The organism is Pelomonas caseinilytica (assembly GCF_021353235.1).
GTDB lineage: Bacteria > Pseudomonadota > Gammaproteobacteria > Burkholderiales > Burkholderiaceae_C > Pelomonas > Pelomonas caseinilytica.
Window position 1 is genome coordinate 149,741 of sequence record NZ_JAJTWT010000004.1, and the last position, 22,036, is coordinate 171,776.

Sequence of the window (22,036 nt, forward strand, 5' to 3'; positions counted from 1 at the left end):
ACATCGTCGGCATGGACGGCCGCCCCGCTGACTCCCCCGCCCCGGCCGCCGCGCCGCTGTTCGAGGCGCGCGGCCTTTCCAAGACCTACCGCACCGGTGAAGTGGAGGTCCAGGCCCTGCGCGGCGTGGATCTCGACGTGGCCCGGGGCGAGTTCATCGTGCTGCTGGGCGCCTCGGGCAGCGGCAAGTCCACCCTGCTCAACATCCTGGGCGGCCTGGACACGCCGACGGCCGGCGAGATCCGCTTCGCCGGCCGGCCGTTGAGCGGCGCCAGCGAGGCCGAACTGACGGCCTACCGGCGCGAACACGTGGGCTTCGTCTTCCAGTTCTACAACCTCATCCCCAGCCTGACGGTGGTGGAGAACGTCCAGCTCGTCACCGACATCGCCCGCGACCCCATGCCGGCCGAGGAGGCCGTCGGCCTCGTGGGCCTGGCGCCACGCCGCGACCATTTCCCCTCGCAGCTCTCGGGCGGCGAACAGCAACGCGTGGCCATCGCCCGGGCCATCGCCAAGCGGCCGCAGGTGCTGCTGTGCGACGAGCCCACCGGCGCGCTGGACTACCAGACCGGCAAGCTGGTGCTGGAGGTCATCGCCCGCGTCAACCGCGAGCTCGGCACCACGGCGCTCGTCATCACGCACAACGCCGCCATCGCCGCCATGGCGGATCGCGTCATCCATCTCGGCGACGGCCGCATCCAGCGCATCGACAAGAACGCGCAGCGCCTCTCGCCCTCCGAGCTGAGCTGGTGATGCGCGCCCTGGACCGCAAGCTGCTGCGCGACCTGCGCCAGATGTGGAGCCAGGCGCTGACCATCGCCCTCGTCGTGGCCAGCGGCATCGCCGGCTTCGTGACCAGCCTGTCGGCCGTGGACTCCCTCGCGCTGGCGCGGGAGCGCTTCTACGCCGAGGGCCGCTTCGCCGACCTCTTCGCCGGCGTGAAGCGCGCGCCCCGGGCCCTGGAGGCCAGCCTGCGCGAGGTACCCGGCGTGGCCGACGTGCAGACCACCGTCGAGGCCGCCGTGCGGGTGACCATCCCCGGCCTGAGCGACCCCATCATCGGCCAGCTGATCGGGCTGGACCGCAGGCAGCCGCCGCGCATGAACCTCGTCACCGTCGGTGCGGGCCAGGGCCTCGCGGCCCTGCGCGACACGGCGGCGGGCGACGGGAGCCTGCCGGCCCTCGTCAACGAAGGCTTCGCCCAGGCGCGCGGACTCAAGCCCGGCGACGCCGTGGACGCCCTCGTCAACGGCAGGCTGCGGCGGCTGCGCATCGTCGGCACCGCGCTGTCGCCCGAGTACATCTTCGCGGGGCTGTGGGGCATGCCCGACATGCGCGGCTTCGGCGTGTTCTGGCTGGACCGCGACGCCCTGGCCGCCGCCTACGACATGCAGGGCGCCTTCAACCGCGTGGCCGTCAAGCTCGCGCCGGGCGCCTCCGCCGAGGACGCGGCGGCCGGCCTGGCCGCCCAGCTGGCGCGTTATGGCGGGCGCGACGTCTACGGCCGCGCCGACCAGGTCTCCAACCAGATGCTGGACAACGAGATCAAGGAGCAGCGCGTGCTCGGCACCGTGCTGCCGGCCATCTTCCTCGGCGTGGCGGCCTTCCTGCTCAACGTCGTCGTGACGCGGCTCGTCGGGACCCAGCGCGAGCAGATCGCCGCGCTCAAGGCCCTGGGCTACCCCAACGCCAGCATCGCGGCCCACTACCTGAAGCTGGTGCTGGCCATCGTGGCCGCAGGCCTCGCCCTGGGCGTGCTGGCGGGCGACAGGCTCGGCACCGGCCTGACGGCGCTGTACGCGGAGTTCTTCCATTTCCCGCGCTTCGAGCACGTGCTGGCGGCGCCGCTGCTGCTGGTCAGCGCAGGCATCACGGCAGGCACGGCGGTGGCCGGCACGCTCAGCGCCATCCTCGCCACCGTGCGGCTAGCGCCGGCCGAGGCCATGCAGCCGCCAGCGCCGGGCCGCTACCGGCGCACGCTGCTGGAGCGCCTGGGCCTGCGCGCCATGGGGCCGGCGCTGCGCATGACGGCGCGCAACATGGAGCGCCGGCCGCTGCGCACGGCCCTGGCCGTGGGCGGCGTCGCGGCGGCCGTGGCCATCACCATCATGGGCAACTACTTCCGCGACGCGATGGAGGCCATCATCGACACGCAGTTCACGCTGTCGCTGCGCGGCGACCTCACCGTCTGGACGGCCGACCCCGTCGACGCCGTCGCGGCGCGGCTGGAGCTCGGCCGCCTGCCCGGCGTGCAGGCCGTCGAGACGACGCGCTTCGTGCCGGTGGCGATGAGCTTCGGCCACCGGCGCGAGCGCGTGCTGATCCGCGGCTTCGCGCCGCGGCCCGAGCTCTACCGCGTCGTCGACGTGGACAACCGCCAGGTCCTGCTCGAAGGCCGCGGCCTGCTGCTGACCGACCGGCTGGCGGCCAAGCTCGGCGTGAAGCCGGGCGACCGTGTGCGTGCCGAGGTGCTGGAGGGCGAGCCGCGCACCGTGGTCTTCGAGGTGGGCGGCACGGTGCGCGACATGATGGGCCTGAACGCCTACATCGACCGCGACGCGCTCAACCAGGCCCTGGGCGACGGCGACCTCGGCGGTGGCCAGGTGCTGGCCGTGCAGCGGGGCCGCGAGGCCGAGGTGCTGGCCGCGACCCAGGCCCTGCCGCGCGTGGCCGGCGCCTTCAGCAAGGCGACGATGGTGCGCAACATGCAGGAGATCAGCGCCCGCAACGTGCGCATCATGAGCACCATCCTGACGGTGTTCGCCAGCGTCATCGCGGTCGGCGTGGTCTACAACAACGCCCGCATCGTGCTGGCCGAGCGCGGCTGGGAGCTGGCCTCGCTGCGCGTGCTGGGCTTCACCCGCGCCGAGGTCTCGGCCATGCTGCTGGGCGAGATGGCCATCACCATCGCCATCGCATTGCCGCTGGGCATGGGCCTGGGCTGGGGGCTGATCCACGCCATCTCGGAGCTGCTCAAGTCCGACCAATTCTTCTTCCCGGTCGTCATCCGCGCCCGCACCTATGCCTGGGCGGCCCTGTGCGTGGTGGCGGCGGGCCTGGCCAGCGGCGCCGTCGTGCGCCGCCGCATCGACCGGCTCGACATGGTGGCCGTCCTCAAGACAAGGGAGTGAACATGAAGCGATCGACCGCCCTCGCCTTCGCGGGCGCCACGCTGGCCGCCCTGGCCGCACTGGCCTGGGCCTTCGCGCCACGCCCGCTGGAGGTGGAGACCGCCGCCGTCGCCGAGGGCCCCTTTGAGGCCACCGTCGACGAAGACGCCCGCACCCGACTGCGCGACCGCTACGTCGTCTCCGCGCCGCTGGCCGGCCGGCTGGACCGCATCACGCTGCGCGAGGGCGATGCCGTCACGGAGGGCCTGGTGGTCGCCACGCTGACGCCGGCCCTGTCCCCGCTGCTGGACGAGCGCAGCCTGCGCGAGCTGCAGGCGCGCGTCGAGGCCGCGCGGGCCGGCGTCGAGCGGGCCTCGGCACGGCTGGAGAGCGCCAAGGTGGCCGTGCTGCAGGCCGGCAACGAGGCACGGCGCAGCGAGGAGCTGGCACGCCAGGGTTTCGTCGCGCCGACCAAGCTGGAGTCCGACCGCCTCGCCCTGCTGGCCGCGCAGAAGGACCAGGAGGCCGCCACGGCCGAGCGCCACGTCGCCCTGCACGAGGCCGAGCAGGCACGCGCGGCTCTCGGCGCGGCCCAGCGCGGCGGCGGGCCGGCCTTCCCCATCAAGGCGCCGGTGGCCGGGCGGGTTCTGCGCGTGGTGCAGGCCAGCGAGGCCACCGTGGCCTTGGGCGCGCCGCTGCTGGAGCTGGGCGACACCGCGCGCATGGAGGTCGTCACCGACCTGCTGACCACCGAGGCCGTCAAGCTGCGGCCCGGCCAGCCCGTGCACATCGAGCGCTGGGGCGGCCCGGGCGAGCTGCAGGGCCGCGTGCGGCTGGTGGAGCCCGGCGGCTTCACCAAGGTCTCGGCCCTGGGCGTGGAAGAGCAGCGCGTGCGCGCCCTCATCGAGCTGACCAGCCCGCCCGAGCAATGGCGCTCGCTCGGCGACGGCTTCCGCGTCGGCGTGCGCATCGTCGTGCAGGCCCGGCCGCGGGCGCTGCAGGTGCCGCTGGCGGCGGTCTTCCCGCGCACGGACGCGCTCGGCATGGCGGTCTTCGTCGTCGACGGCTCGCGGGCCCGGCTGCAGCCGGTGGAGGTGGCGGCCCGCAGCGCCACGCACGCCTGCGTCACGCAGGGGCCGGCGGCGGGCACGCGGGTGGTGATCTATCCGCCGGCGGGGCTGGCGGATGGCGGTCGGGTGAGGGGGCGGAAGATTTGAAGGGGTGACGGCGGCGCTGGCTGCCGCATCGCGCTGGTTGCCGTGTGATGAGGTGGGCAGGGCCGGGCCTACCAGACCGCGTTGACCAGCAGCCAGTCGTCCGGAGCCAGCCCGTCCAGCATGCGCCGGATGGCATCGTGATCGGGATCGGCCCCGACGGGCCGCAGGCAGGGCAGCAGGCGCAGCGCGGTCCGCCCTCGCACCCAGCGCCCGAGGTGGGCATCGGCGGGCGAGCGCATGTGCTGCCCGGTGAGGGCGCCCAGCCACTGCGCCAGCGAAGCGCCCGTCACCACCCGCCGCGCCAGCCCGGGCGGCAGGCCAGCGGCATGCGCCTCGTTGGCCATGGCCTGCCACGTCCGTGGCGGCAGCGTGGGCAGCGGGGTGGTCCACGCCAGCATCTGCAGCGACAAGGCCATGCTCGCGCCCTCTCGGCCGGCTCGCAGCCAGCCGAGGGCTTGCCCGGGTTCGGCCAGGCCCAGGCAGGCCAGCAGTTCGGGCGCGAGCGTGGGCAGGCGGCTCAGCGCCTCCTCGTGGACGAAGGCGCCCTGCCGGGCGGCTGCACGCTGCCACTGCGCGAGCAGCAGGCCGCAACGGGAGGCCGGGAGCCTGCATCGCCCGCAGTGAACGACGAAGGCCATCGGCATCCCTCCAGTGCAGCGTCGGGGTGGGTCAGTGACAGCCCTGCGCACTCCCGTCCCTGACGATGGCGGTGGGCAGGCGGGAATGCGCCATGGCGTTGAAGACGGCCGCGGCACGGGCGCTTGAATTGGCGTTGCTGACGCCTCCTATCGTCGCCTTCGCGATGGACCAGTGGCCCAGCGGATTGTTGTCGAAGAAGACCGGCCATGGCCCCGCGTTCGCGCCGCCCGGGGGCGGGTTGGGGATGGTCAGGTCGGCGATGGCTCCCGGCACGGGCGGCGGCGCGTTGCCCGGCACGTCGACCGAGATCCTCAGCCAGCACGGGAACAGCAGCGGGTTGTTCATGTTGTTGAACAACGAGAGGTTGGGTGCGGGGCCGGAGACACCGAAGCTCGCAGCGCTCCAGTCGATCTGGTTGCCGGTGCCGGCCACCACCCTCACCCCGCGGTAGAGCGGGTAGGGAAAGGCGACCCCCACCTCCGGTTCATCGGGCGGCGGAGGCGGTGCGGGCGGCAACTGCGCGCAGGCGGCGAGCAGGGCCATCGACAAGGACAGAAGCATGGACTTGTTCATCATGGTTTCCTGGGTTCATGAATGAGGGGCGAGCCCCGCCCGGCGCAGCAGGCGGCCGGGCGGGGCCTTGGCTGGCGAGCGGGCGGGTCAGACCCAGGCCGCACCGGTGCGGCCCGGCCACCAGCCGGTCAGCTTGATGTGGCCGCGCCCGAGTTCCCAGGTGTTGAGCGGGTGATCGACACGCAGGAACTGCGTATCGCCGGCCGTGAAGTCCATGCGGATGTCGAAGTTGGTTGCCTCCAGCGGGATGCCGGTGATCTGGCCATCCAGGCCACCGGAGACGCGCACCTTGTGCTCCTTCCTCTCGCTGCCCAGGTTGTAGGTCACCGTGGCGTGGACGATGTAGGAGCCGCCGTTGTCGAGCCACAGGTTGAGATAGGGGATCTCGCCCACCCAGCGCGGGATGATCACCCGGCCCGCGAACGACGTGAACTCGTAGGCGTAGGCCACCGGCTTGCTCTCGACCTCGTTGACCTTGCTGGGGAAGATGCGCTTCTCGACGTTGTTCGTCGACGTGGTGTTCTTGTAGGAGCCCTTCAGCGAGGCGGACTGGTCGCTGCCCGTCATGGCCGACACACCGTCCACCGAGCCGACGATGCTGAACTCGCTGTTGTCCTCGCGCGAGCCGATGTTCACGCACCCGTCGGTGAGCCAGACGCGGGTGATCATCCCGAACCCCTGGTCGATCTTGCCGTCGTGGGCCTTGTTGTACTTCCGGGCCACCTCCAGGATCTCGTCGTACTTGGCCAGCATGACGCTGGCGGGGTCCTCGACGTACTCCACGCCGAAGGCCGAGCCCGACGACGTCAGTGACCCCTTGGTGCCGAAGTCCCAGCTGCTCTGCACGCCCACCGTCACGGTGGTGCCGGTGGTGGGGTCGAAGTAGGGCACGTCGAACTTCACGCCCACGGATGACTGCTTCACGTCGCCCTGCTCGAGGTGCCAGTCGGAACTCGAGGCCACGATGCCGGACGGGACCTCGATGTCCTTCTGCGCCCACTGGAACTGGCTGTCCGTGGGGTTGAACCAACCCAGGGCGCCGACCCGGATGGTCGGGTCCAGCGTCCAGTTGCCCCAGGCATACCGGTCCGTGTTGCGCAGCAGCCGCGTCAGCTGCACGTTCCATGCCGTGCCGCTCTCGTCCTCGATCCCGTTGGGCTGGGTGAGGGTTTGAAAACCTTGTTCGGTCGATCCAGACATAACGATCTCCATGTCGAGTGAATGAGGGAAGAGATGTGCTGACGCCCCGTTTCAGCGGATTGGCGGCAAATCCCATCACCGCAGTCCCGGCGACGGGCGCCGGCGGCCATGGATCGAGGTTGGTTTGACCGTCCCTGGCGTCGTGTCGGGCCGCGAGGCCCGCCGACGTCTTGTGCGCCCATCGTGCGGCGCCGCGCCCGGCGCCGTCCATACTCCCGATGTCGTAGGCCTCAGCCTTCGGCGCTACCGGCGCCGTCGGAGCCTGCCGGGCCGAGCGCCATCAGCTGGGCCGTGCTGCGCAGGCCCAGCTTCCTCAGCAGGTTCTCGCGGTGTTTGCGCACCGTCAGGCTGCTGATCCCGAACTCGCGCGCGATCTCCTTGCTCGTGCGGCCCTGCAGGACGAGGGCCATCACCGCCCGTTCACGCGCGGAGAGCGCTGCTGCGGCCTGGAGGCCCCTGGGGCTGCCTCAGCCAGCCTCGCAGCCGCGCGACGACGACCAGCCCCGCGGCGTTGTGCGCTCCCACCTTCGCGAACATGTTGCTGCGGTGCTTGCGCACGGTGGACTCGCTGATGCCCAGCGCGGCACCGATCTCCCGGCAGCTGAGGCCATGGGCGATGGCATCGAGGATGTCGCCCTCCCGGGCCGTGAACGGCGAGGCGCCATGGGTCAACCGCCCGCCGGCCATCGAGAGGGGGCGGCGCTCGCATCCGAGCTCCGCGAATGGCGCATTCCAGCAAGCATGGCTCCCTCCCTCGCACCGGTCGATCGCCAGCGCGTTGCACGTATGCCTGCAGGGCCCGGCATCGTGCGGCCCGGCCCGGTGCCGGCACCGCGATTGATACTAACCGACCGGTTGATAGGCGTGCCCGCCGCGTCGCTTCGCTCGCGCGGCCGCGCCCAACGCCACCGTCGCCAAGCCGGCGAGCATCAGCGCGGAGGATGCGGGCTCAGGCACGGTCGCAGCCACGTCGCCGGGGCGCACCGCGACCGCGGCCTGCCAAGCCGTCTGATCCGAACGCCACTGGAAACCGCGGTTATTGCCAACGGTGTCCGCGTCGTAGAGGTGGAAGAACCAGGCGCTCCCCGGATGCTCCGCGTCCGCCGTGCCCGACCAGTAGCCATAGTGCTGGATGTTCTGGAACGGACCGGCGTTCGTGAACGAATGGTCGGTATTGCCCAGCACCTCGTAAAACAGATAGCCCATCTGGCTGCCCGTGCAGTTGTACAGCGCGCACGGGCCGCTGCCGTCCGGGTTGCGCGAGGTCGGAAGCGACCAGTTGGCAAAGGAGCCCACCTGCAGGTTGGACGCCCAGGCCAGCTGACCCGCCCAGCTCCTGGGGCCGCTCGCGTTCCAGTCGCGCAGCCAGGTGAGATTCATGTTCGGGTCGTATTCCATCACCGCCCTGGGGTCGTAGGCGTCCACCTTGGCACCGGTGATCGTCCGGCCTTCCAGCGGCGCCAGCGCCGTCGCGGCATGGCTCGACGCCAAGGTTGCCAACGTGAAGATCAGTGCCGCAGCACGGGGTTTGAAGTCGCCTGTCATGGTCGCGGTCCTTGCGTGGGTGGTGGCCAGGGCGGCCACCCGCACCGGCCATCACCATCGACGGCCGAGATGCGATCTTGGTCACCGAGGCTGCGGCAGCCTTGAGCGAACGCAAGGAGGACGCGGAGCGGCGGCCGTCACCCTAGGGGGTCGACGGCCTAACGCGCCAGATAGCCGCCATCCACCGGGTAATACGCCCCCGTCACGAACGACGCCCGCTCGCTGCTCAGCCACAGCACCAGCTCAGCCACCTCCGCCGGCTCGCCGAGGCGGCCGAGGGGGTGCAGGGCGACCAGGGCCTGCTGGGTGGCGGGGTCGCCCTCCAGCGGCGCAATCATGGGCGTGTGGATGAAGGCGGGGCCGACGGCGTTGATGCGCACGCCCTGGGCGCCGTACTCCAGCGCCGAAACCTGGGTCAGGCCGACGACGCCGTGCTTGGCCGCCGTGTAGGCCGGCGCGTTGGCGAAGCCGACCTGGCCGAGGATGGAGGCGATGTTGACGATGGCGCCGCCACCGCCCTGGGCGAGCATCTGCGTGATCTGGGCCTTCATGCCGTAGAACACGCCGGAGAGGTTGACCGCGATGACGCGCTGCCAGGCCTCGTCGGGGTAGCTGGCGGTGGGCGCCAGGTCGCCGCCGATGCCGGCGTTGTTGCAGGCGACGTCGAGCCGGCCGAAGGCCTCGATGGCGCGGCGCACCAGAACCGCACCGGCGGTCGGGTCGGCCACGTCGGCCGGGGCGAAGCAGGCCTGGCCGCCGGCCTCGCGCACGAGGCGCACGGTCTCCTCCCCGCCCTCGGGCTGGAGGTCGGACACCAGCACGCGGGCGCCTTCACGGGCATAGGCCAGCGCCACGGCGCGGCCGATGCCGGAGGCGGCGCCCGTCACCAGGGCCACCTTGTCCTTGAGCAGCGGAGTCATCGCGGGTCTCCCAGTTGGCTCAGCGGACGTTGATCAGCGTGTTGCTGCCGCCCGACCGCTTCGGCAGGGTCAGCTTGAGCACGCCGTTCTCGAACTTGGCCTCGGCGGCCTTCTCGTCGACGTTGCTGGCCAGGCGGAAGCTGCGCGAGGCGCTGCCGTAGTAGCGCTCGCGCACGAGCACGCGCTCGCCCTGCTTCTCCTCCTTCTCGCTCTTCACCTCGGCGGAGATGGAGACCACGTTGCCGTCCACGGAGACGCGGATGTCGTCCTTCTTCGCGCCGGGGATCTCGGCCTGCACGGTGTAGGCCTGGTCGGTCTCGCTCACGTCAATGCGGATGTCGGCCGGCGCGGGGTGGCGCTGGGCGAGCGGCGTCATGAAGCCGCGGAAGAGCTGGGGAAACATGTCGTCGAGCGGGTCGAGGCGGGTCAAGGCACTCATGGTGGGCTCCTGCGGGCGCCGGCCAGCGGGGCACCCGAAAAGTGGACTGGAAGCTGCCGGCCGATCACAAGCTTAGGAAGCCAGCGGCCGAAAGCTTTGCGCCACGTCAAGCGGCGTGCCCGGCATGGGGCGGCAGGCGACGCCGGCTCGGCGTGCCGTCCGACACCCTGGCGCCCGGGGGCGGTCCTAGGCTTGGCGCGTCTGCCACGCCGCCGCCCCCACCATGACCGCCAGCGCCACGCGCGCACCTGCCGCCACCGACACGACCTCCGCCTGGGGCCGCTTCCTCGTCGTCGCCCGACCCTACTGGACGGGCGACCGGCGCGCCGTCGCCTGGGCCGTGCTGGCGGGGCTGATCGTGCTGATGCTGCTGGACACGCAGTTCGCGGTGATGCTCAACAAGCAGACCGGCGAGCTCACCTCGGCCCTGTCGGCGCGCGACGAGGGCCGCTTCTGGGCCGCCGTGCGCGGCATGCTGTGGGTGGTGGGCTTCGCGGTGCCGGTCTACGCCTTCTACTACGCCTCGCGCGACGCCTATGCCAACGACTGGCGGCGCTGGCTGACGCGCCGCTTCCTCGACGCCTACCTGAGCGACCGCGCCTACTTCCGCCTGGCCGGCGTGGACAACCCGGACCAGCGCATCGCCGAGGACGTCAACACCTTCACGGGGCGCTCGCTGAACTTCCTGCTCATCCTGCTCGGCTCCGTCATGCAGCTGGTGGCCTTCAGCACCGTGCTGTGGGGGCTGTCGAAGATGCTGGTGGGCTTCCTCGTCGTCTACGCCGTCGTCGGCACGGTGCTGTCCATCGGGCTGTTCGGGAGGCCGCTGATCCGGCTGAACTTCTGGCAGCTCAAGCGCGAGGCGGACTTCCGCTTCCGGCTGATGCGGCTGCGCGAGAACGCCGAATCCATCGCCTTCTACCGCGGCGAGCAGCAGGAGCGCCACCAGCTCGACCAGCGCCTGCGCGCCGCCCTGCTCAACACCAGGAAGCTGATCCGCGCCCAGTTCATGCTGAACCTCTTCCAGCGCTCCTTCAGCCAGTTGAGCCTGCTGGTGCCCTTCGTTGTGCTGGCCGCCGACGTGCTGGCGGGCCGGCTGGAGGTGGGCCAGGCCGTGCAGGCCGGGGGGGCCTTCGCGGCGGTGCTGAGCGCCGTGTCCCTCATCGTCGACAACTTCGAGAGCCTGTCGCGCTTCGTCGCCGGCATCGACCGCCTGCACGTGATGGCCGCCGCCCTGCAGGCGGCACCGCCCGACGGCGGCATCAAACGCCAGGCGGCGCACGACCTCAAGCTCTCCAAGCTGACCGTCAAGGCGCCCGACAGCGAGCGCGTGCTGGTGGAGAACCTGTCGCTGACGTTGCCGCCGGGCGAGTCGCTGCTGATCACCGGCGCCAGCGGCTGCGGCAAGAGTTCGCTGCTGCGCGCCATCGCCGGCCTGTGGACCCATGGCAGCGGGCGCATCCACCACCCGCCGCAGGAGGACGTGTTCTTCCTGCCCCAGCGCCCCTACCTGCAGAGCGGCACGCTGCGCAGCCAGCTCATCTACCCGAGCACCCACACCGCGCTGGACGACACCGCCCTGCTGAAGGTGCTGGACGAGGTGCAGCTGCGCCACCTCGCCGAGAGCGAGGCCGGCCTGGACCGCAGCGAGGACTGGGAGAAGCTGCTCAGCGGCGGCGAACAGCAGCGCCTGGCCTTCGCGCGGCTGCTGGTGCACGCGCCGCGCGTGGCCATCCTCGACGAGGCCACCAGCGCCCTGGACGACGCCAACCAACGCCGCCTCTACGAGCGCCTGCGCGACCGCGGCACCACGCTGATCAGCATCGCCCACCGCGCCGCCGTCGCCGGCTTCCACCGCCGCGTGCTCAATCTCATCGGCGGCGGGCGCTGGGAGCTGCGCAGGACCCGGCCCGCCGAGACCCAGGCCGCCGAAGCCACCGCGCCCGCCGCCCGCGCCGCCCGCGCCGACCAGGCCTGACCGCCATGCCGCACTTCCTGCACTACACCGTCCATCCGCTGAACCCGCAGCCGCGGCTGCTCGGCCACGCGGCCGGCGTCATCCGCGCCGGCGGCATCGCCGTGCTGCCCACGGCCGCCGGCTACCTGCCGGCCTGCCGCCTCGACGACAAGGCCGCCACCGCTCGATTGGCGCGCTTGGCCGGCACGCCCGAACGCGACCCGCCGGTGCTGCTGTGCCGCGACCTGTCGCAGGCGGCCGTCTACCTACGCATCGACGACGACGACTTCCGCGCCATCCGTGCCGGCAGGCCGGGCGACCTGGCCCACACCCTGCCCTGCACGCGCCGCGTGCCGCGACGGCTGGCCGCAGCCGCGCGCGGCCTGGCCCGGCTCTACTTCGCCGGCCACACGGCGACCGAAGCGCTGCTGGCCCAGTTCGACGAAGCCCTGCTGCTGGCGCCCGCCGCGTGGGGACCGGGCCCGGAGTCGGTGGACGAGCTGCCGCCGCGCTGGCAGGCCGGCACCGACCTCGCCGTCGATGCCGGCCCGCTGCCGGAACCGGCGCGGGACGCCTTCGCGCCCGCCGCTACAGACGCGCCCATCGCGCCGGACCTTCCGGCCGAGCCCGGCCCGTCCGCATCCCTAGGTCGTCAGATCGCTTGCGACAGCCCTTGACCCGGGTCAATGAACCCGCCGTAGGTCTTGAACAAGATCAAGGTTCAGGCTCGGCGCGCCGCCGAGCATCGGCCATCATGTCCACCGTCGTTCCTCCGCCCAGTTGCTGCGCCAGCCTGCGCCAGACCCTGATGCAGGGCTGGCAGCAGGGCTTTCCGCTGCATCCCTCGCCCTTCCGGCAGATGGCCGCCCGCAGCGGCGCCACGCCGCGCGAGCTGCTGGCCGCCTGCCGCGAGCTGCACCGCAGCGGTGCCCTGCAGCAGATCCGCGCGCGCTGGGGCGACACCATGCTGCGCGAGCGCTGGCGGCTGGCCTTCGCGCCCCGCGGCGTCGCCGCCGCCGCCGCACTGACGACGGCCCTGGCCCGGTTGCCCGGCTGCTATCGCATCGAAAACGCCCAGGCGGCCCCGCCCCTGCCCTCCGTCTGGGCCGAGATCGAGGCCATCGACGAAGCGGCACTGCTCAGCCAGCTCAGGCGCCTGCCCTGCCCGCCCAAGGCCAGGCTCAGGCTGACCGAACCCCAGGCCGAGGCCTCCCTCGCCTGCGAGGACCCGGACCTTGCCGCCAGCCTGGAACGCGGCCTCAGCCTGTGCGCCCGCCCCTTCTCGGACTGCGCCCGGCGCCTGGGCCGCAGCGAGCACCGCCTGCTGTCCAGCCTGCAGGCCTGGCGGCGCACCGGCCAGCTCGAATGCCTGACGCTCAAGCCGCCGCCCACCCGTGTTCCGCTGCCCGGGGTGCTGGCGCTGTGGCAGCGCTTCACGCCCTCGCCGGCCCTGCTCGCTCAGCTGCAGCAGCACCGCAGCGTGGACCGCGTCGTCGTCGGCCCCGGCACGCCCGAGTGGCCCTGGCGGCTGGCCCTGGTGCTGCGCGCCACGCCGCAGCTGGGCTTCGAGCAACTGCGCGCGCTGCTGGCGGAGCTGGGTGTCGACGAGGCGCCCGACGCCCGCGTGCGCCTGCTGGTGGAGCAGCCCCGCGACCAGGCCCTGCTGTTCGACACCGGCGGCTGAGCCGCCACGCACCGCGCCATCAGGGGCCGGGATAGGCGGCCAGGCGGCGCACCGAGGCGATGTGGATGCGCCGCCCTTGCACGCGGATCAGCCCGCCTTCCTCCAGCTCGCGCAGCACGCGCGAGAAATACTCCGGCGTCAGCGACAGGCGCGACGCCAGCGTCGCCTTGCTGACCGGCAGCTCGACGAGGCCCGGGCCGTCGCCCTTCGTATCGCTCAGCAGGTAGCCGATCACGCGCTGCACGCCCGACTGCAGCGCATAGGCCTGCACGTCGCCCACCAGGCCGTGCAGACGCCGGCTCAGGCCGGCCAGCATGTACAGGGCCAGGCGCTGGTCGGCCGCCATGGCCTCCAGCACCGCGGCGCGCGGCAGCACCAGCAGGCGCGTCTGGCCGAGGGCCTCGGCAGTCACGGGGCTGGGCCGGCCGAGGAACATCAGGGCCTCGGCGAAGCTCTGGCCGGCGGCGACCAGCTCGATGACCTTCTCCTGCCCGTTGGGCGCGAGCACGAAGAGCTTGATCGGCGCGCCCAGGTTGACGAAGAAGGCTTCGCAGCGGTCACCCGCACGCAGCGCCAGCGCGCCGCGCTCCAGCGGACGCATCCGCACCGCCGCGGCCAGGCGGGCGAGCGACGCCGCGTCGACCTCGCTGAAGAGGGGCAGGCGCCGCAGCCGGGCTTCGATGTCGACGCTGTCCATGCGCTCACCCCGCCCGGCCGTCGGCGCGCGGCCGGCCCAGCCAGCCCAGCAGCCGGCCCGCCCAGCCCGTGGCAACCACCGCCCAGGCCGCCGCGGCCAGCACCAGCCCGGCGTGCGCAAGCCCCAGGCCGGCCGCCAGGCGCAGCAGCACGGCGAGCTGCAGCAGCCGGTACAGGGCCCAGCCCGCGCCGTCCACGGCCAGAGGCCGGCCGCCATGGCCGGCGGCCACGCGCGTGGCCGTGGCCAGCAGGGTGCTGCCCATCCAACCCAGCGTCAGCACATGCAGCGGGGCCGCCCCGAAGCCCGCCTCGCCGCCGGCCTGGCGGGCCAGCGAGGCGGCCTGCAGGCCCAGCGCCAGGCCCAGCCAGGCGAAGCCCCCTTGCAGCATGGACGACAGGCGCTGCGACGGCCCCGCCGTGCGGTGCAGCCAGGCCCGGCGCAGCGCCACGAAGAGCAGCACGGCCGACGCCAGGGCCAGCGGCGGCGCGGCCAACCCGGGCGGCAGCGCCCCCACGTCGGCCAGGCCGCCGAGCGCCAGGCCGCCCAGCATGGGCAGCAGCATCGCGTTCGGCTGCCAGGCCTCCAGCCGGGCCAGGCCCGCAGCGGCGAAGAAAGGGATCATGCGGTGCGAGGCCGCCGCGAAGACCGGCGCCACGAAGCCCCAGAGTCCGACGCGCACGGCCACGTCCAGCCAGTGCATGTCGCCGACGAGCAGGGCCGCGCAGGCCAGCAGCAGCGCCGCCACGCCGAGGCTGCCGGCCGCGAGGATGCAGCGGGCATGCAGGCGGTCGGCCACGCGGCTGGCGCCCAGCATCGCGGCGAAGCCGAGCATCAACCGCAGCCAGGCCGCGGCCAGCGCCGCCAGGCCCAGGGCGGCCGGCCACGGATGCGTGTGCGCGCCGGCCAGCAACAGGGCCACGCCCGCGGCCCACTGCTGCAGCGGGCCGAGCAGGCTGCGCGCCTGGACCGCCGGGCGCTCCAGCCAGCGCGGCCCGGCCGTGAACAGGAAGCCCGCCATGAAGGCCGGCATGAAGCCGAAGGTGAAGAGCAGGCCGTGGGCCAGGGCCGCCGGCAGGGCCCACGCCAGGCCACTCGCGCCACCGAGAGCCACGGCCGCCTGCACCGCCAGCCACCACAGCGCCAGCAGCGCCATCGCGGCGGCGCCGAGGGCGAAGCCCAGGCGGTGAGGCGCGTCGAGGAGTCGCCGGGGCTGCCAGGTTGCGGGCTGCGCCTTGAACTGCGTCAAGGCCGTCATCGCCCGGTTCGGGCACCCTGCGATGGTGACGTCAGGTCCAGCCTGGCAGCGCCTTCACCATGGCCAAGAAATTCCCCATCAAGCCCGCCAACCCTGGACGCATCTGCTGGGGCTGCGACCGCTACTGCTCGGCCGACGCGCTGCAATGCGGCAACGGCAGCGTCGCCACGCCCCACCCGGCCGAGCTCTTCGGCGACGACTGGCAGGACTGGGGGCTGGACGCCCGCCCCGCGGCGGCGGTCGACGACCCGGCTGCCGAGGGCGGCGACCGCTGACCGGCCATCCAGGCGCAAGGCCGGTCCCGCGGCGTGGCGCCTCACCGGACGCAGCAGGAAGACCGAGGGGTCGCGCCCGCAGTCCAGCAGCAGGCTGCGCACCCGCTGCAGCCACAGCCGTCCGAGCTCGGCCTCTTCCTCCGCGCTCGCCTTGCCGTCGGTCCAGCGCTTGAACAGCGGCTCGATGGCCGGATCGGCCGGCACCTGAGCCATGTCCACGCCCACGTCCACCGCGTCGCCATTGTCCAGGCGGGTGAAGCGCAGCAGGTCGAGCAGGTCAGGCCGCGTGCGGATGAGGCCGGCGCGGGCGAAGCGGCCGGCGATGCCCTTGAACCCGGAGCTGCCGGAGGCTCCGGTCAGCATCTGCACCACCGTGGCGATGACGCCGGTGCTGCCCGCGCGGGCGTCGTCGCGGAACTCGACCTTGACGCCGCCGCGCTGCGGGAGTGCGCCGGGGTAGAGGTGCTCCAGCGCCAGGCAGGTGAGCCAGTAGGCGGTGGCGACCGTGGGGCAGGCATGGCCGGTCAGGCGCACCGCGTCCGCGAAGCCGTACTCCAGGATGCCGTCCTGCGCGCAGCCGAAGGTTCGCGCCAGCGGGTCCTGCACGGTGAGCCGCGGAACTTCATCGAAGAAAGAAGGCATGTTCATGGGCGCACCGCCAGGTCCGATTGCGGGAAGGTGGCGCGGCGCGGGCCGCGGCACGAGGCCCGGATACTCCGTCCGACACGCGCGTTAGTGCTTGATCGTTGTCAAGCGCGTGCGCTCACCCAGGGCGCCCGTCGACCCGGGGCCGCGACAGCACGGGCCAGTAGCGCACCGCGTACAGCCCGAAGCCGGCCGACCACAGCGCGGCCGAGGCCAGCACGGCCGGCATCGTCAGCGCGGGCGCGGCCAGCGGCAGGGCGACACGCACGAGGGCCGCCAGCAGCACGAGCACGTAGCAGGCGGTCTCGAAGCCGTCGGCCTTCAAGGGCCGGCCGGTGTGGCCGCGGGCGGTGCGCGTCACCATGCCGATGACCAGGCCGCCGATGGCGCCCACGGTCAGCGCATGCGTGGCGAGCGAGGGCGTGACGGCGCCGGCCTCGGCCAGGCCGCGCAGCAGCAGGTGCACGGGCACCCAGGCATAGGCCAGGTGCAGCACCCACACCAGAGGCACACGGCGCGTGCGCCATGGCTGCCACAGCAGCCAGCGCCAGGCATGGGCCCCGCAGGCGGCCAGGGCCACGGCGGCCACGGGCGCGCCCTGCAGCCCGGCGATGTCGGCCGCGGCGAGGGCGAGCACGAGGCCCAGCGAAAGCTTCTCGACGACGGGCTGCCGCGTCGCGCCGGCGCCCGGCACGCCGTTGTTGGTGAACATCGGGATGACGCGCCCGCCCATCACCGCGAGGATGAAGAGCACCACGTCGAGGGCGACGGTGATGCCGCGCCGGGCCGGCAGGCTGGCCAGGCCGAGCTGGCCGAGGTGGAAGAAGCCGGCCGCCGCGGCCAGCAGCACCAGCAGGCCGACGAAGAAGTAGTTGCGCCGGCTCCTGGCCTTGAAGAAGGGCACGGCCAGGGCGATGGCCGCCGCCAGCGGGAAGGCGACGTTGGCCACGGCCGCGGCGATGGCGAAGGGCGTCAGCACGAGCACACGCGCTGCCAGCCAGAGGGCGCACAGCGCGGCCAGGCGCCAGCCGGTGGGCGTGGGCAGGTTGGTCCAGTTGCGCCCCGCCGTGAACAGGAAGCCGACGATGACGGCCAGGGCGAAGCCGAACAGCATCTCGTGGGCATGCCACAGCGGCCCGGCGAGGTAGGGGTGGCCGAGGCGGCCGGAGTACTGCAGGGCCCACAGCGGCACGGACAGCGCCGCCAGCAGGCTGGCCAGCAGATAGAAGGGCCGGAAGCCCAGGGCGAACAGCGCGAAGCCGGGCTTGGGCGCGGCAGAGGGTTCTTCGATGGTGAGCATCATGCGAGAGTCTTTCGGGCACCGTCGGGTGCCTTCAGCCGCCAGGCCAGCGCGGCACCGGCGAGCGTGGCGGCGAAGGCCGCCAGGGCCAGGGCGTTGCCGGCCGCGCCCGCCGCCAGCCAGTGCGGCGACGCGGCACCGCCGGCCAGCCGCAGCAGCAGCGAGGCATGCAGCAGGGCGAGCGGCAGGTAGAAGGGCCAGCCGAACAGCACCTTGATGCGGGCGATGGCCGGCAGGATCACCGGGGCATGGGCGAACACCATGCCCATGACGAAGCCCAGCGCCAGGCCGTGCAGCGCGGCGTCGCGCGCCGGGTGGCCGAAGGCCGCCGCGACCCAGGCCGCGCCGGCCACGAAGAGCCAGCCATAACCGAGCAACAGGCAGACCGCCATGTAGCGGCTCAGGCCGTGGGCGCGCACGGTGCGGCGGGCGATGTCGAAGGCCACGAGCCAGGCGGCCAGGGCCGCCAGGGCCAGGCCGTAGAGCGCCCCGCCCCAGGGGCCGGGCAGGGCCGAGGCCGCCGCGCCGGCCAGCAGCAGCGCGACGAAGGCGTACAGCGTCTCGGCGGCACCGGCACGGCGGCGCGCCAGGCGCGTCATCTCCAGGCGCTCGGCCGCGATGGTGAGCACGAGGAAGGCGAGCCACCACGGCAGCACGGCCGCAGGCCCGGCGCCACCGGCAAAGGCCGCGCAGCCCAGGGCCCAGGCCAGGGCGCCCAGGCCGAGCACCACGGTGTGCGGGGCCGGCTGGCGCCGGATGATGACGGCGTTGACGGCGACGAAGGCCAGGGCCGCGCCCAGCGCCATGCCCGCCGCGGCCATTGGCGCGCCGGCCAGCCAGGCCAGGCCCGCACCGGCCGAGGCCGCCGGCCCGGCGAAGCCGAGCACGTGGCGCAGGGCCACCGCGCGCTCGATGCCGATGACGGTGCCCATGAAGGCGCAGATCACGAGGAAGGCATGGCCCGTCGCCGCGGCGGCGAGCCAGTCGCCACCCACGGCCGCGGGCGCGGCACCGGCCCGGAGCAGGCCGCCGAAGACGCCGGCCACCAGCAGCACCGGCAGCGCGATGAGGCAGGCCCGCAGCAGCCAGCGCGCGGCGAGCCCGGGCTTCATCACCAGCCCATGAAGGTCTTGGCGTAGGGGCTCATGCGCTCGGGCGTCCACGGCGGCTCCCACACCAGTTCGACCTGCAGCGGCAGGCCTTCGGGTGCCACACGGTCCAGCTCGGCCAGCACGTCGTCGACGATGACGTCGGCGACCGGGCAGGCCATGGACGTCATGGTCAGGCTCACGTGCAGCCGCTCGGGCGTGACGGCCACGCCGTAGACGAGGCCCACGTCGACGATGGACAGGGCCACCTCGGGGTCCATCACCTGGCGCATGGCCTGGGTGAGCGGCTCGCGCAACGCCTCCGGGCCGTCGTAGGGGAAGGGCGCGGCCGAGGCGTTCATCCGTTCACCGCCCGCGGAATGTGCAGCACCTGGGCCAGCACCTCGCGGTTGCGGGTGATGTCGGCCAGGGTGTAGCGGTCCAGCACCGCGTAGAAGGCGTTCACGGCCTCGGCCAGCACGCCCTTGAGGCGGCAGTTGCGGACGATGGCGCAGGTGTCGCTCTTCTCCGTGGCGAAGCATTCCGCCGGTGTCACGGCGCCTTCGGTGTCGCGCACGACGCGGCCGATGAGGATCTCCTCGGCCGGCAGGGCCAGCGTCAGGCCACCGCCCTTGCCGCGCACCGTCGCCACCCAGCCGCACTTGGCGAGGTGGTGGACGACCTTGGTCAGGTGGTTGGGCTTGACGTCGAAGGCGGAGCAGATCTCGGAGACCGTCGCCCGCCGCTCGGGCCTGGCCGCGAGGTAGATCAGCACGCGCAGGCTGTAGTCGGTGAAGGCGGTCAGTCTCACGAGTTGCTCCGTTCGGGTTCAGCGCCCAGTGGCCGGCAGGGCGCCGGTGGCCACCGCCTGCCTGGCCGGCGAGCGGCGCAGCAGGTATAGCGCATAGATGGCGAGGAAGACGCTGCCCGCGGCGAACACGATGTCGCCCGGCACGCGCAGCCAGACGAGAGTCTCCATCAGCTTGGAGTGGATGACTTCCGGCGAGCGCGCATACCACAGGCCCTTGGTGATGCTCTCGTAGGCCTGGTAGATGCCGGCGGGCAGCAGCGACATGAACACCATCATCGCCAGGCCGACGTTCAGGCTCCAGAAGGCGGGCTTGAGGAAGCGGTCGGCATGCAGGGTGCGGTCATACAGGCCGCGCAGGCAGAACAGCATCAGGCCGATGCCCAGCATGCCGTAGACGCCGAACAGCGCCGCGTGGCCGTGGGCCGCCGTCATGTTCAGGCCCTGCACGTAGTACAGCGAGGCCGGCGGGTTGATGGCGAAGCCGAGCAGGCCGGCGCCGACGGTGTTCCAGAAGCCCACGGCGACGAAGGACAGGATGACCCACATGTAGGCCCCCAGCCAGGCCACGCCCTTGGAACGGCGCCAGGTCTGCAGGGCCTCCAGGCCGATCAGCGTCAACGGCACCACTTCGAGGGCCGAGAACACCGAGCCGACGGCGATGACCGAGGTCGGCGTGCCCGTCCAGTAGAGGTGGTGCAGGGTGCCGAGGATGCCGCCGAACAGGAAGACGATGGTCTCCGCGACGATGGCGCGGTTGGCCGACGCCGCGCGGATGAGGCCGAGGTTGGTGAAGATGAGGGCGACGACGGCCGTGGCGAAGACTTCGAAGAAGCCTTCCACCCACAGGTGCACCAGCCACCAGCGCCAGTACTCGATCATGGAGTAGTGGGTGTGCTGGCCCCAGGCGAGCGAGGTGGCGTAGAAGCCGCCGATGCAGGTCGCCGACAGGAAGACCATGGCGATGAGGCCGCGGGTCTCCGAGGGCTTCTTCAGCGCCGGCCACAGGGCGCGGCCGAGCAGGAAGACCCAGAACAGCAAGCCGACGAAGAGCAGGATCTGCCAGAAGCGGCCCATGCTCGTGAACTCCAGGCCCTGGTTGCCGAACCAGAAGCTGAAGTCGACGCCGCGGTGCTGCAGTGTGCCCAGCCAGCCGGTGATCGTCGAGCCGAGCACGACGACGATGAGGGCCCAGAAGAGCGCATCGACGCCGAGCTTCTGCAGCTTGGGCTCGCGGCCCGAGAGCAGCGGCGCGACGTACAGGCCCGTGGCCAGCCAGGCAGTGGCGATCCAGAACACGCCAATCTGGGTGTGCACCGTGCGGCTGATGGTGTAGGGCAGGACCTGCGCGAGCGGGATGCCGAAGAAGGACTGGCCCTCGACGGCGTAGTGGGCGGTGATGGCGCCCATGCCGATCTGCAGCAGCATCAGGCCGATGACGGTGAAGAAGTACTTGCGCGTGGCCTTCATCGACGGCGTGGCCTTGGCGCCCAGCAGCGGATCGGCCGCGGGCACGGCGGCCTCTTCCTCGTGGCCCTCGCCCTTGTGCAGCCACAGCATGGCGGCGATGCCGGCCAACAGCAGCACGATGCTGGCCATGGACCACATCGCGGCCGACGGCGTCATGGTGTTGCCCACCAGCGGCTCATGCGGCCAGTTGCTGGTGTAGGACAGGCCGGCCTCGCCGGGGCGGTCGGTCGTCGCGGCCCAGGCCGACCAGAAGAAGAAGCCGGTCAACGCACGGCGGTGCTCGGCCTCGGGCAGCGCGCCGGCCGTCATGGCGTACTGGTCGCGCAGCTGGTCGAGCTTGGGGTCGGTGCCGAAGAGGCCTTCGTAGTGCTCGGCCACCTCGCGGATGACGCGGGCACGGGCGTCGGACACCTTGAGCGTGCCGGTGGCCTCGTCATAGGTGTTGCGGCGCATCTCTTCGCGCACGGCCTCGTCGACCGCGCCGCGGTCGGCCGCGGTCAGTGCCTGGCCGCCCTCAGACTGCTCGGCCAAGCGCCGCGCGCGCAGCGCCTCGGCCTCGCGGTGCAGCCAGTCGGCCGACCAGTCCGGCGCGACGTAGGCGCCGTGGCCCCAGACGGTGCCGAGCTGCTGGCCGCCGGCCGACATCCAGGCCTGCTGGCCGAGCTGGATCTGCTCGCCGGTATAGAGCACGTCGCCATTGGCGGCGACGACCTGCTTGGGAATCGGCGGTGCCGACAGGTAGATCTGCCAGCCCAGGTAGCCCAGGGCCCCGAACGACAGGACGAAGATCAGCCCCAGCCAACGCCAGAGCCTGCTTGTGGATTTCATGATGTTTCCTTGAAGTTGCCGTGGCGTGGGAGGTCAGGCGCCGCCGCAGGAACCGCAGCAGCGGCCATCGCCATGGCCGGCCGCCAGCTTGGTGACGCGCACGCGCCAGACGTCAGGGCCGCCCTGGAGGGGGTCCCACGAGAAACCTCCGGGCAGCGCGGCCTGGAAGGCCTCCTTCAGCGGCCGGGGGTCGTGGTCGCTGATGAACTCGACGGACTCGCGCGCCCCCAGGGCACGGAAGGTGTTGAAGACGAGGGGATGCCGCTCGCGCGGGTCGAGGGCCCGCAGGTCGAGGCTGGTGCCGTAGCTGGCGAGAGTCATGGACCGCTCCTTTTGAACATGCATTTCAGATGTATGAATGTTAGGAAACGCCCTCGCTGCGGGAAT

At 72.4% G+C, this 22,036-nt stretch carries 23 protein-coding genes; 7 read left to right on the plus strand and 16 right to left on the minus strand.

Annotated features, from left to right (window positions below):
• The first annotated feature begins 11 nt into the window (after positions 1-11).
• From LXT12_RS11330 to LXT12_RS11340, 3 genes are read left to right on the plus strand one after another with little or no spacing between them, the layout of a single operon-like run.
• Positions 12-752 (plus strand): ABC transporter ATP-binding protein, encoded by a 741-nt coding sequence (locus LXT12_RS11330; RefSeq protein WP_233392085.1) that lies wholly within the window; start codon positions 12-14, stop codon positions 750-752.
• Positions 752-3,130, plus strand: coding sequence for an ABC transporter permease (locus LXT12_RS11335; protein ID WP_233392087.1), 2,379 nt, complete (start codon positions 752-754; stop codon positions 3,128-3,130). Before LXT12_RS11330 ends, LXT12_RS11335 begins: the two co-directional genes overlap by 1 nt.
• A 2-nt stretch (positions 3,131-3,132) precedes the next feature.
• Positions 3,133-4,326: an efflux RND transporter periplasmic adaptor subunit gene (locus LXT12_RS11340; protein ID WP_233392089.1), complete on the plus strand. Its 1,194-nt coding sequence runs from the start codon at positions 3,133-3,135 to the stop codon at positions 4,324-4,326.
• A 68-nt stretch (positions 4,327-4,394) separates the two neighbouring features.
• Here the strand turns inward: LXT12_RS11340 and LXT12_RS11345 are convergent, their stop codons facing one another.
• The 8 genes from LXT12_RS11345 to LXT12_RS11380 all read right to left on the minus strand — a co-directional run bounded on the left by LXT12_RS11345 (position 4,395) and on the right by LXT12_RS11380 (position 9,642).
• The gene (locus tag LXT12_RS11345; protein ID WP_233392092.1) at positions 4,395-4,964 is read right to left on the minus strand and encodes a hypothetical protein; all 570 of its coding nucleotides are present in this window, start codon (positions 4,962-4,964) and stop codon (positions 4,395-4,397) included.
• Positions 4,965-4,995: 31 nt separating this feature from the next.
• A complete protein-coding gene (locus LXT12_RS11350) occupies positions 4,996-5,538 on the minus strand; it encodes a hypothetical protein (protein ID WP_233392094.1) in 543 nt (180 codons plus the stop codon).
• A gap of 87 nt (positions 5,539-5,625) precedes the next feature.
• Entirely contained in the window at positions 5,626-6,738 is a 1,113-nt protein-coding gene (locus tag LXT12_RS11355; protein ID WP_233392096.1) for a hypothetical protein, read from the minus strand.
• A 230-nt stretch (positions 6,739-6,968) separates the two neighbouring features.
• A complete protein-coding gene (locus tag LXT12_RS11360; RefSeq protein ID WP_233392098.1) occupies positions 6,969-7,148 on the minus strand; it encodes a response regulator transcription factor in 180 nt (59 codons plus the stop codon).
• A gap of 10 nt (positions 7,149-7,158) precedes the next feature.
• Positions 7,159-7,410 carry a response regulator transcription factor gene (locus tag LXT12_RS11365; RefSeq protein ID WP_233392100.1) on the minus strand — a complete coding sequence of 84 codons (252 nt, stop codon included), beginning with the start codon at positions 7,408-7,410 and terminating at the stop codon, positions 7,159-7,161.
• A 171-nt stretch (positions 7,411-7,581) separates the two neighbouring features.
• Positions 7,582-8,283, minus strand: a complete 702-nt coding sequence (locus LXT12_RS11370; RefSeq protein ID WP_233392102.1) for a PEP-CTERM sorting domain-containing protein — start codon at positions 8,281-8,283, stop codon at positions 7,582-7,584.
• Between the two features lie 158 nt (positions 8,284-8,441).
• The gene (locus tag LXT12_RS11375; RefSeq protein ID WP_349255022.1) at positions 8,442-9,194 is read right to left on the minus strand and encodes an SDR family NAD(P)-dependent oxidoreductase; all 753 of its coding nucleotides are present in this window, start codon (positions 9,192-9,194) and stop codon (positions 8,442-8,444) included.
• Positions 9,195-9,222: 28 nt separating this feature from the next.
• Positions 9,223-9,642: an Hsp20/alpha crystallin family protein gene (locus tag LXT12_RS11380; protein WP_233392105.1), complete on the minus strand. Its 420-nt coding sequence runs from the start codon at positions 9,640-9,642 to the stop codon at positions 9,223-9,225.
• Between the two features lie 223 nt (positions 9,643-9,865).
• On the opposite strand from LXT12_RS11380, the gene LXT12_RS11385 reads away from it, so the two are divergent.
• From LXT12_RS11385 to LXT12_RS11395, 3 genes are all read left to right on the plus strand, one after another.
• Positions 9,866-11,620, plus strand: a complete 1,755-nt coding sequence (locus LXT12_RS11385; protein ID WP_233392108.1) for an ABC transporter ATP-binding protein/permease — start codon at positions 9,866-9,868, stop codon at positions 11,618-11,620.
• Between the two features lie 5 nt (positions 11,621-11,625).
• Positions 11,626-12,276 carry a Sua5/YciO/YrdC/YwlC family protein gene (locus tag LXT12_RS11390; RefSeq protein WP_233392110.1) on the plus strand — a complete coding sequence of 217 codons (651 nt, stop codon included), beginning with the start codon at positions 11,626-11,628 and terminating at the stop codon, positions 12,274-12,276.
• Between the two features lie 77 nt (positions 12,277-12,353).
• Positions 12,354-13,283, plus strand: coding sequence for a hypothetical protein (locus LXT12_RS11395; RefSeq protein WP_233392111.1), 930 nt, complete (start codon positions 12,354-12,356; stop codon positions 13,281-13,283).
• 19 nt (positions 13,284-13,302) lie between these two features.
• Here LXT12_RS11395 and LXT12_RS11400 read toward each other — a convergent pair whose 3' ends face one another.
• Positions 13,303-13,980, minus strand: a complete 678-nt coding sequence (locus tag LXT12_RS11400; protein ID WP_233392112.1) for a Crp/Fnr family transcriptional regulator — start codon at positions 13,978-13,980, stop codon at positions 13,303-13,305.
• A gap of 4 nt (positions 13,981-13,984) precedes the next feature.
• Positions 13,985-15,235 carry an NnrS family protein gene (locus tag LXT12_RS11405; RefSeq protein ID WP_233392113.1) on the minus strand — a complete coding sequence of 417 codons (1,251 nt, stop codon included), beginning with the start codon at positions 15,233-15,235 and terminating at the stop codon, positions 13,985-13,987.
• A 59-nt stretch (positions 15,236-15,294) separates the two neighbouring features.
• On the opposite strand from LXT12_RS11405, the gene LXT12_RS11410 reads away from it, so the two are divergent.
• Positions 15,295-15,510, plus strand: a complete 216-nt coding sequence (locus LXT12_RS11410; protein ID WP_233392115.1) for a DUF3079 domain-containing protein — start codon at positions 15,295-15,297, stop codon at positions 15,508-15,510.
• 763 nt (positions 15,511-16,273) lie between these two features.
• On the opposite strand, the gene LXT12_RS11415 is transcribed toward LXT12_RS11410, so the two are convergent.
• Genes LXT12_RS11415 through LXT12_RS11440 form a run of 6 tightly spaced genes read right to left on the minus strand, consistent with a single transcriptional unit; the run spans position 16,274 to position 21,970 of the window.
• Positions 16,274-17,458 carry an NnrS family protein gene (locus tag LXT12_RS11415; RefSeq protein WP_233392117.1) on the minus strand — a complete coding sequence of 395 codons (1,185 nt, stop codon included), beginning with the start codon at positions 17,456-17,458 and terminating at the stop codon, positions 16,274-16,276.
• Positions 17,455-18,567 (minus strand): hypothetical protein, encoded by a 1,113-nt coding sequence (locus LXT12_RS11420; RefSeq protein ID WP_233392118.1) that lies wholly within the window; start codon positions 18,565-18,567, stop codon positions 17,455-17,457. Before LXT12_RS11420 ends, LXT12_RS11415 begins: the two co-directional genes overlap by 4 nt.
• Entirely contained in the window at positions 18,567-18,905 is a 339-nt protein-coding gene (locus LXT12_RS11425) for a metal-sulfur cluster assembly factor (protein ID WP_233392120.1), read from the minus strand. Before LXT12_RS11425 ends, LXT12_RS11420 begins: the two co-directional genes overlap by 1 nt.
• Positions 18,902-19,354: an Rrf2 family transcriptional regulator gene (locus tag LXT12_RS11430; protein ID WP_233392122.1), complete on the minus strand. Its 453-nt coding sequence runs from the start codon at positions 19,352-19,354 to the stop codon at positions 18,902-18,904. Before LXT12_RS11430 ends, LXT12_RS11425 begins: the two co-directional genes overlap by 4 nt.
• 18 nt (positions 19,355-19,372) lie before the next feature.
• Positions 19,373-21,649, minus strand: a complete 2,277-nt coding sequence (locus tag LXT12_RS11435) for a nitric-oxide reductase large subunit (RefSeq protein ID WP_233392124.1) — start codon at positions 21,647-21,649, stop codon at positions 19,373-19,375.
• 33 nt (positions 21,650-21,682) lie between these two features.
• A complete protein-coding gene (locus LXT12_RS11440) occupies positions 21,683-21,970 on the minus strand; it encodes a DUF2249 domain-containing protein (RefSeq protein WP_233392126.1) in 288 nt (95 codons plus the stop codon).
• Positions 21,971-22,036: the final 66 nt, after the last annotated feature.

What these genes read in the sequence shown, in the direction of transcription:
- LXT12_RS11330 (WP_233392085.1), top strand. Translation starts at nt 12, where the DNA reads ATGGACGGCCGCCCCGCTGACTCCCCCGCCCCGGCCGCCGCGCCGCTG.
- LXT12_RS11335 (WP_233392087.1), top strand. Translation starts at nt 752, where the DNA reads ATGCGCGCCCTGGACCGCAAGCTGCTGCGCGACCTGCGCCAGATGTGG.
- LXT12_RS11340 (WP_233392089.1), top strand. Translation starts at nt 3,133, where the DNA reads ATGAAGCGATCGACCGCCCTCGCCTTCGCGGGCGCCACGCTGGCCGCC.
- LXT12_RS11345 (WP_233392092.1), bottom strand. Translation starts at nt 4,964, where the DNA reads ATGGCCTTCGTCGTTCACTGCGGGCGATGCAGGCTCCCGGCCTCCCGT.
- LXT12_RS11350 (WP_233392094.1), bottom strand. Translation starts at nt 5,538, where the DNA reads ATGAACAAGTCCATGCTTCTGTCCTTGTCGATGGCCCTGCTCGCCGCC.
- LXT12_RS11355 (WP_233392096.1), bottom strand. Translation starts at nt 6,738, where the DNA reads ATGTCTGGATCGACCGAACAAGGTTTTCAAACCCTCACCCAGCCCAAC.
- LXT12_RS11360 (WP_233392098.1), bottom strand. Translation starts at nt 7,148, where the DNA reads ATGGCCCTCGTCCTGCAGGGCCGCACGAGCAAGGAGATCGCGCGCGAG.
- LXT12_RS11370 (WP_233392102.1), bottom strand. Translation starts at nt 8,283, where the DNA reads ATGACAGGCGACTTCAAACCCCGTGCTGCGGCACTGATCTTCACGTTG.
- LXT12_RS11380 (WP_233392105.1), bottom strand. Translation starts at nt 9,642, where the DNA reads ATGAGTGCCTTGACCCGCCTCGACCCGCTCGACGACATGTTTCCCCAG.
- LXT12_RS11385 (WP_233392108.1), top strand. Translation starts at nt 9,866, where the DNA reads ATGACCGCCAGCGCCACGCGCGCACCTGCCGCCACCGACACGACCTCC.
- LXT12_RS11390 (WP_233392110.1), top strand. Translation starts at nt 11,626, where the DNA reads ATGCCGCACTTCCTGCACTACACCGTCCATCCGCTGAACCCGCAGCCG.
- LXT12_RS11395 (WP_233392111.1), top strand. Translation starts at nt 12,354, where the DNA reads ATGTCCACCGTCGTTCCTCCGCCCAGTTGCTGCGCCAGCCTGCGCCAG.
- LXT12_RS11400 (WP_233392112.1), bottom strand. Translation starts at nt 13,980, where the DNA reads ATGGACAGCGTCGACATCGAAGCCCGGCTGCGGCGCCTGCCCCTCTTC.
- LXT12_RS11405 (WP_233392113.1), bottom strand. Translation starts at nt 15,235, where the DNA reads ATGACGGCCTTGACGCAGTTCAAGGCGCAGCCCGCAACCTGGCAGCCC.
- LXT12_RS11410 (WP_233392115.1), top strand. Translation starts at nt 15,295, where the DNA reads ATGGCCAAGAAATTCCCCATCAAGCCCGCCAACCCTGGACGCATCTGC.
- LXT12_RS11415 (WP_233392117.1), bottom strand. Translation starts at nt 17,458, where the DNA reads ATGATGCTCACCATCGAAGAACCCTCTGCCGCGCCCAAGCCCGGCTTC.
- LXT12_RS11420 (WP_233392118.1), bottom strand. Translation starts at nt 18,567, where the DNA reads ATGAAGCCCGGGCTCGCCGCGCGCTGGCTGCTGCGGGCCTGCCTCATC.
- LXT12_RS11425 (WP_233392120.1), bottom strand. Translation starts at nt 18,905, where the DNA reads ATGAACGCCTCGGCCGCGCCCTTCCCCTACGACGGCCCGGAGGCGTTG.
- LXT12_RS11435 (WP_233392124.1), bottom strand. Translation starts at nt 21,649, where the DNA reads ATGAAATCCACAAGCAGGCTCTGGCGTTGGCTGGGGCTGATCTTCGTC.
- LXT12_RS11440 (WP_233392126.1), bottom strand. Translation starts at nt 21,970, where the DNA reads ATGACTCTCGCCAGCTACGGCACCAGCCTCGACCTGCGGGCCCTCGAC.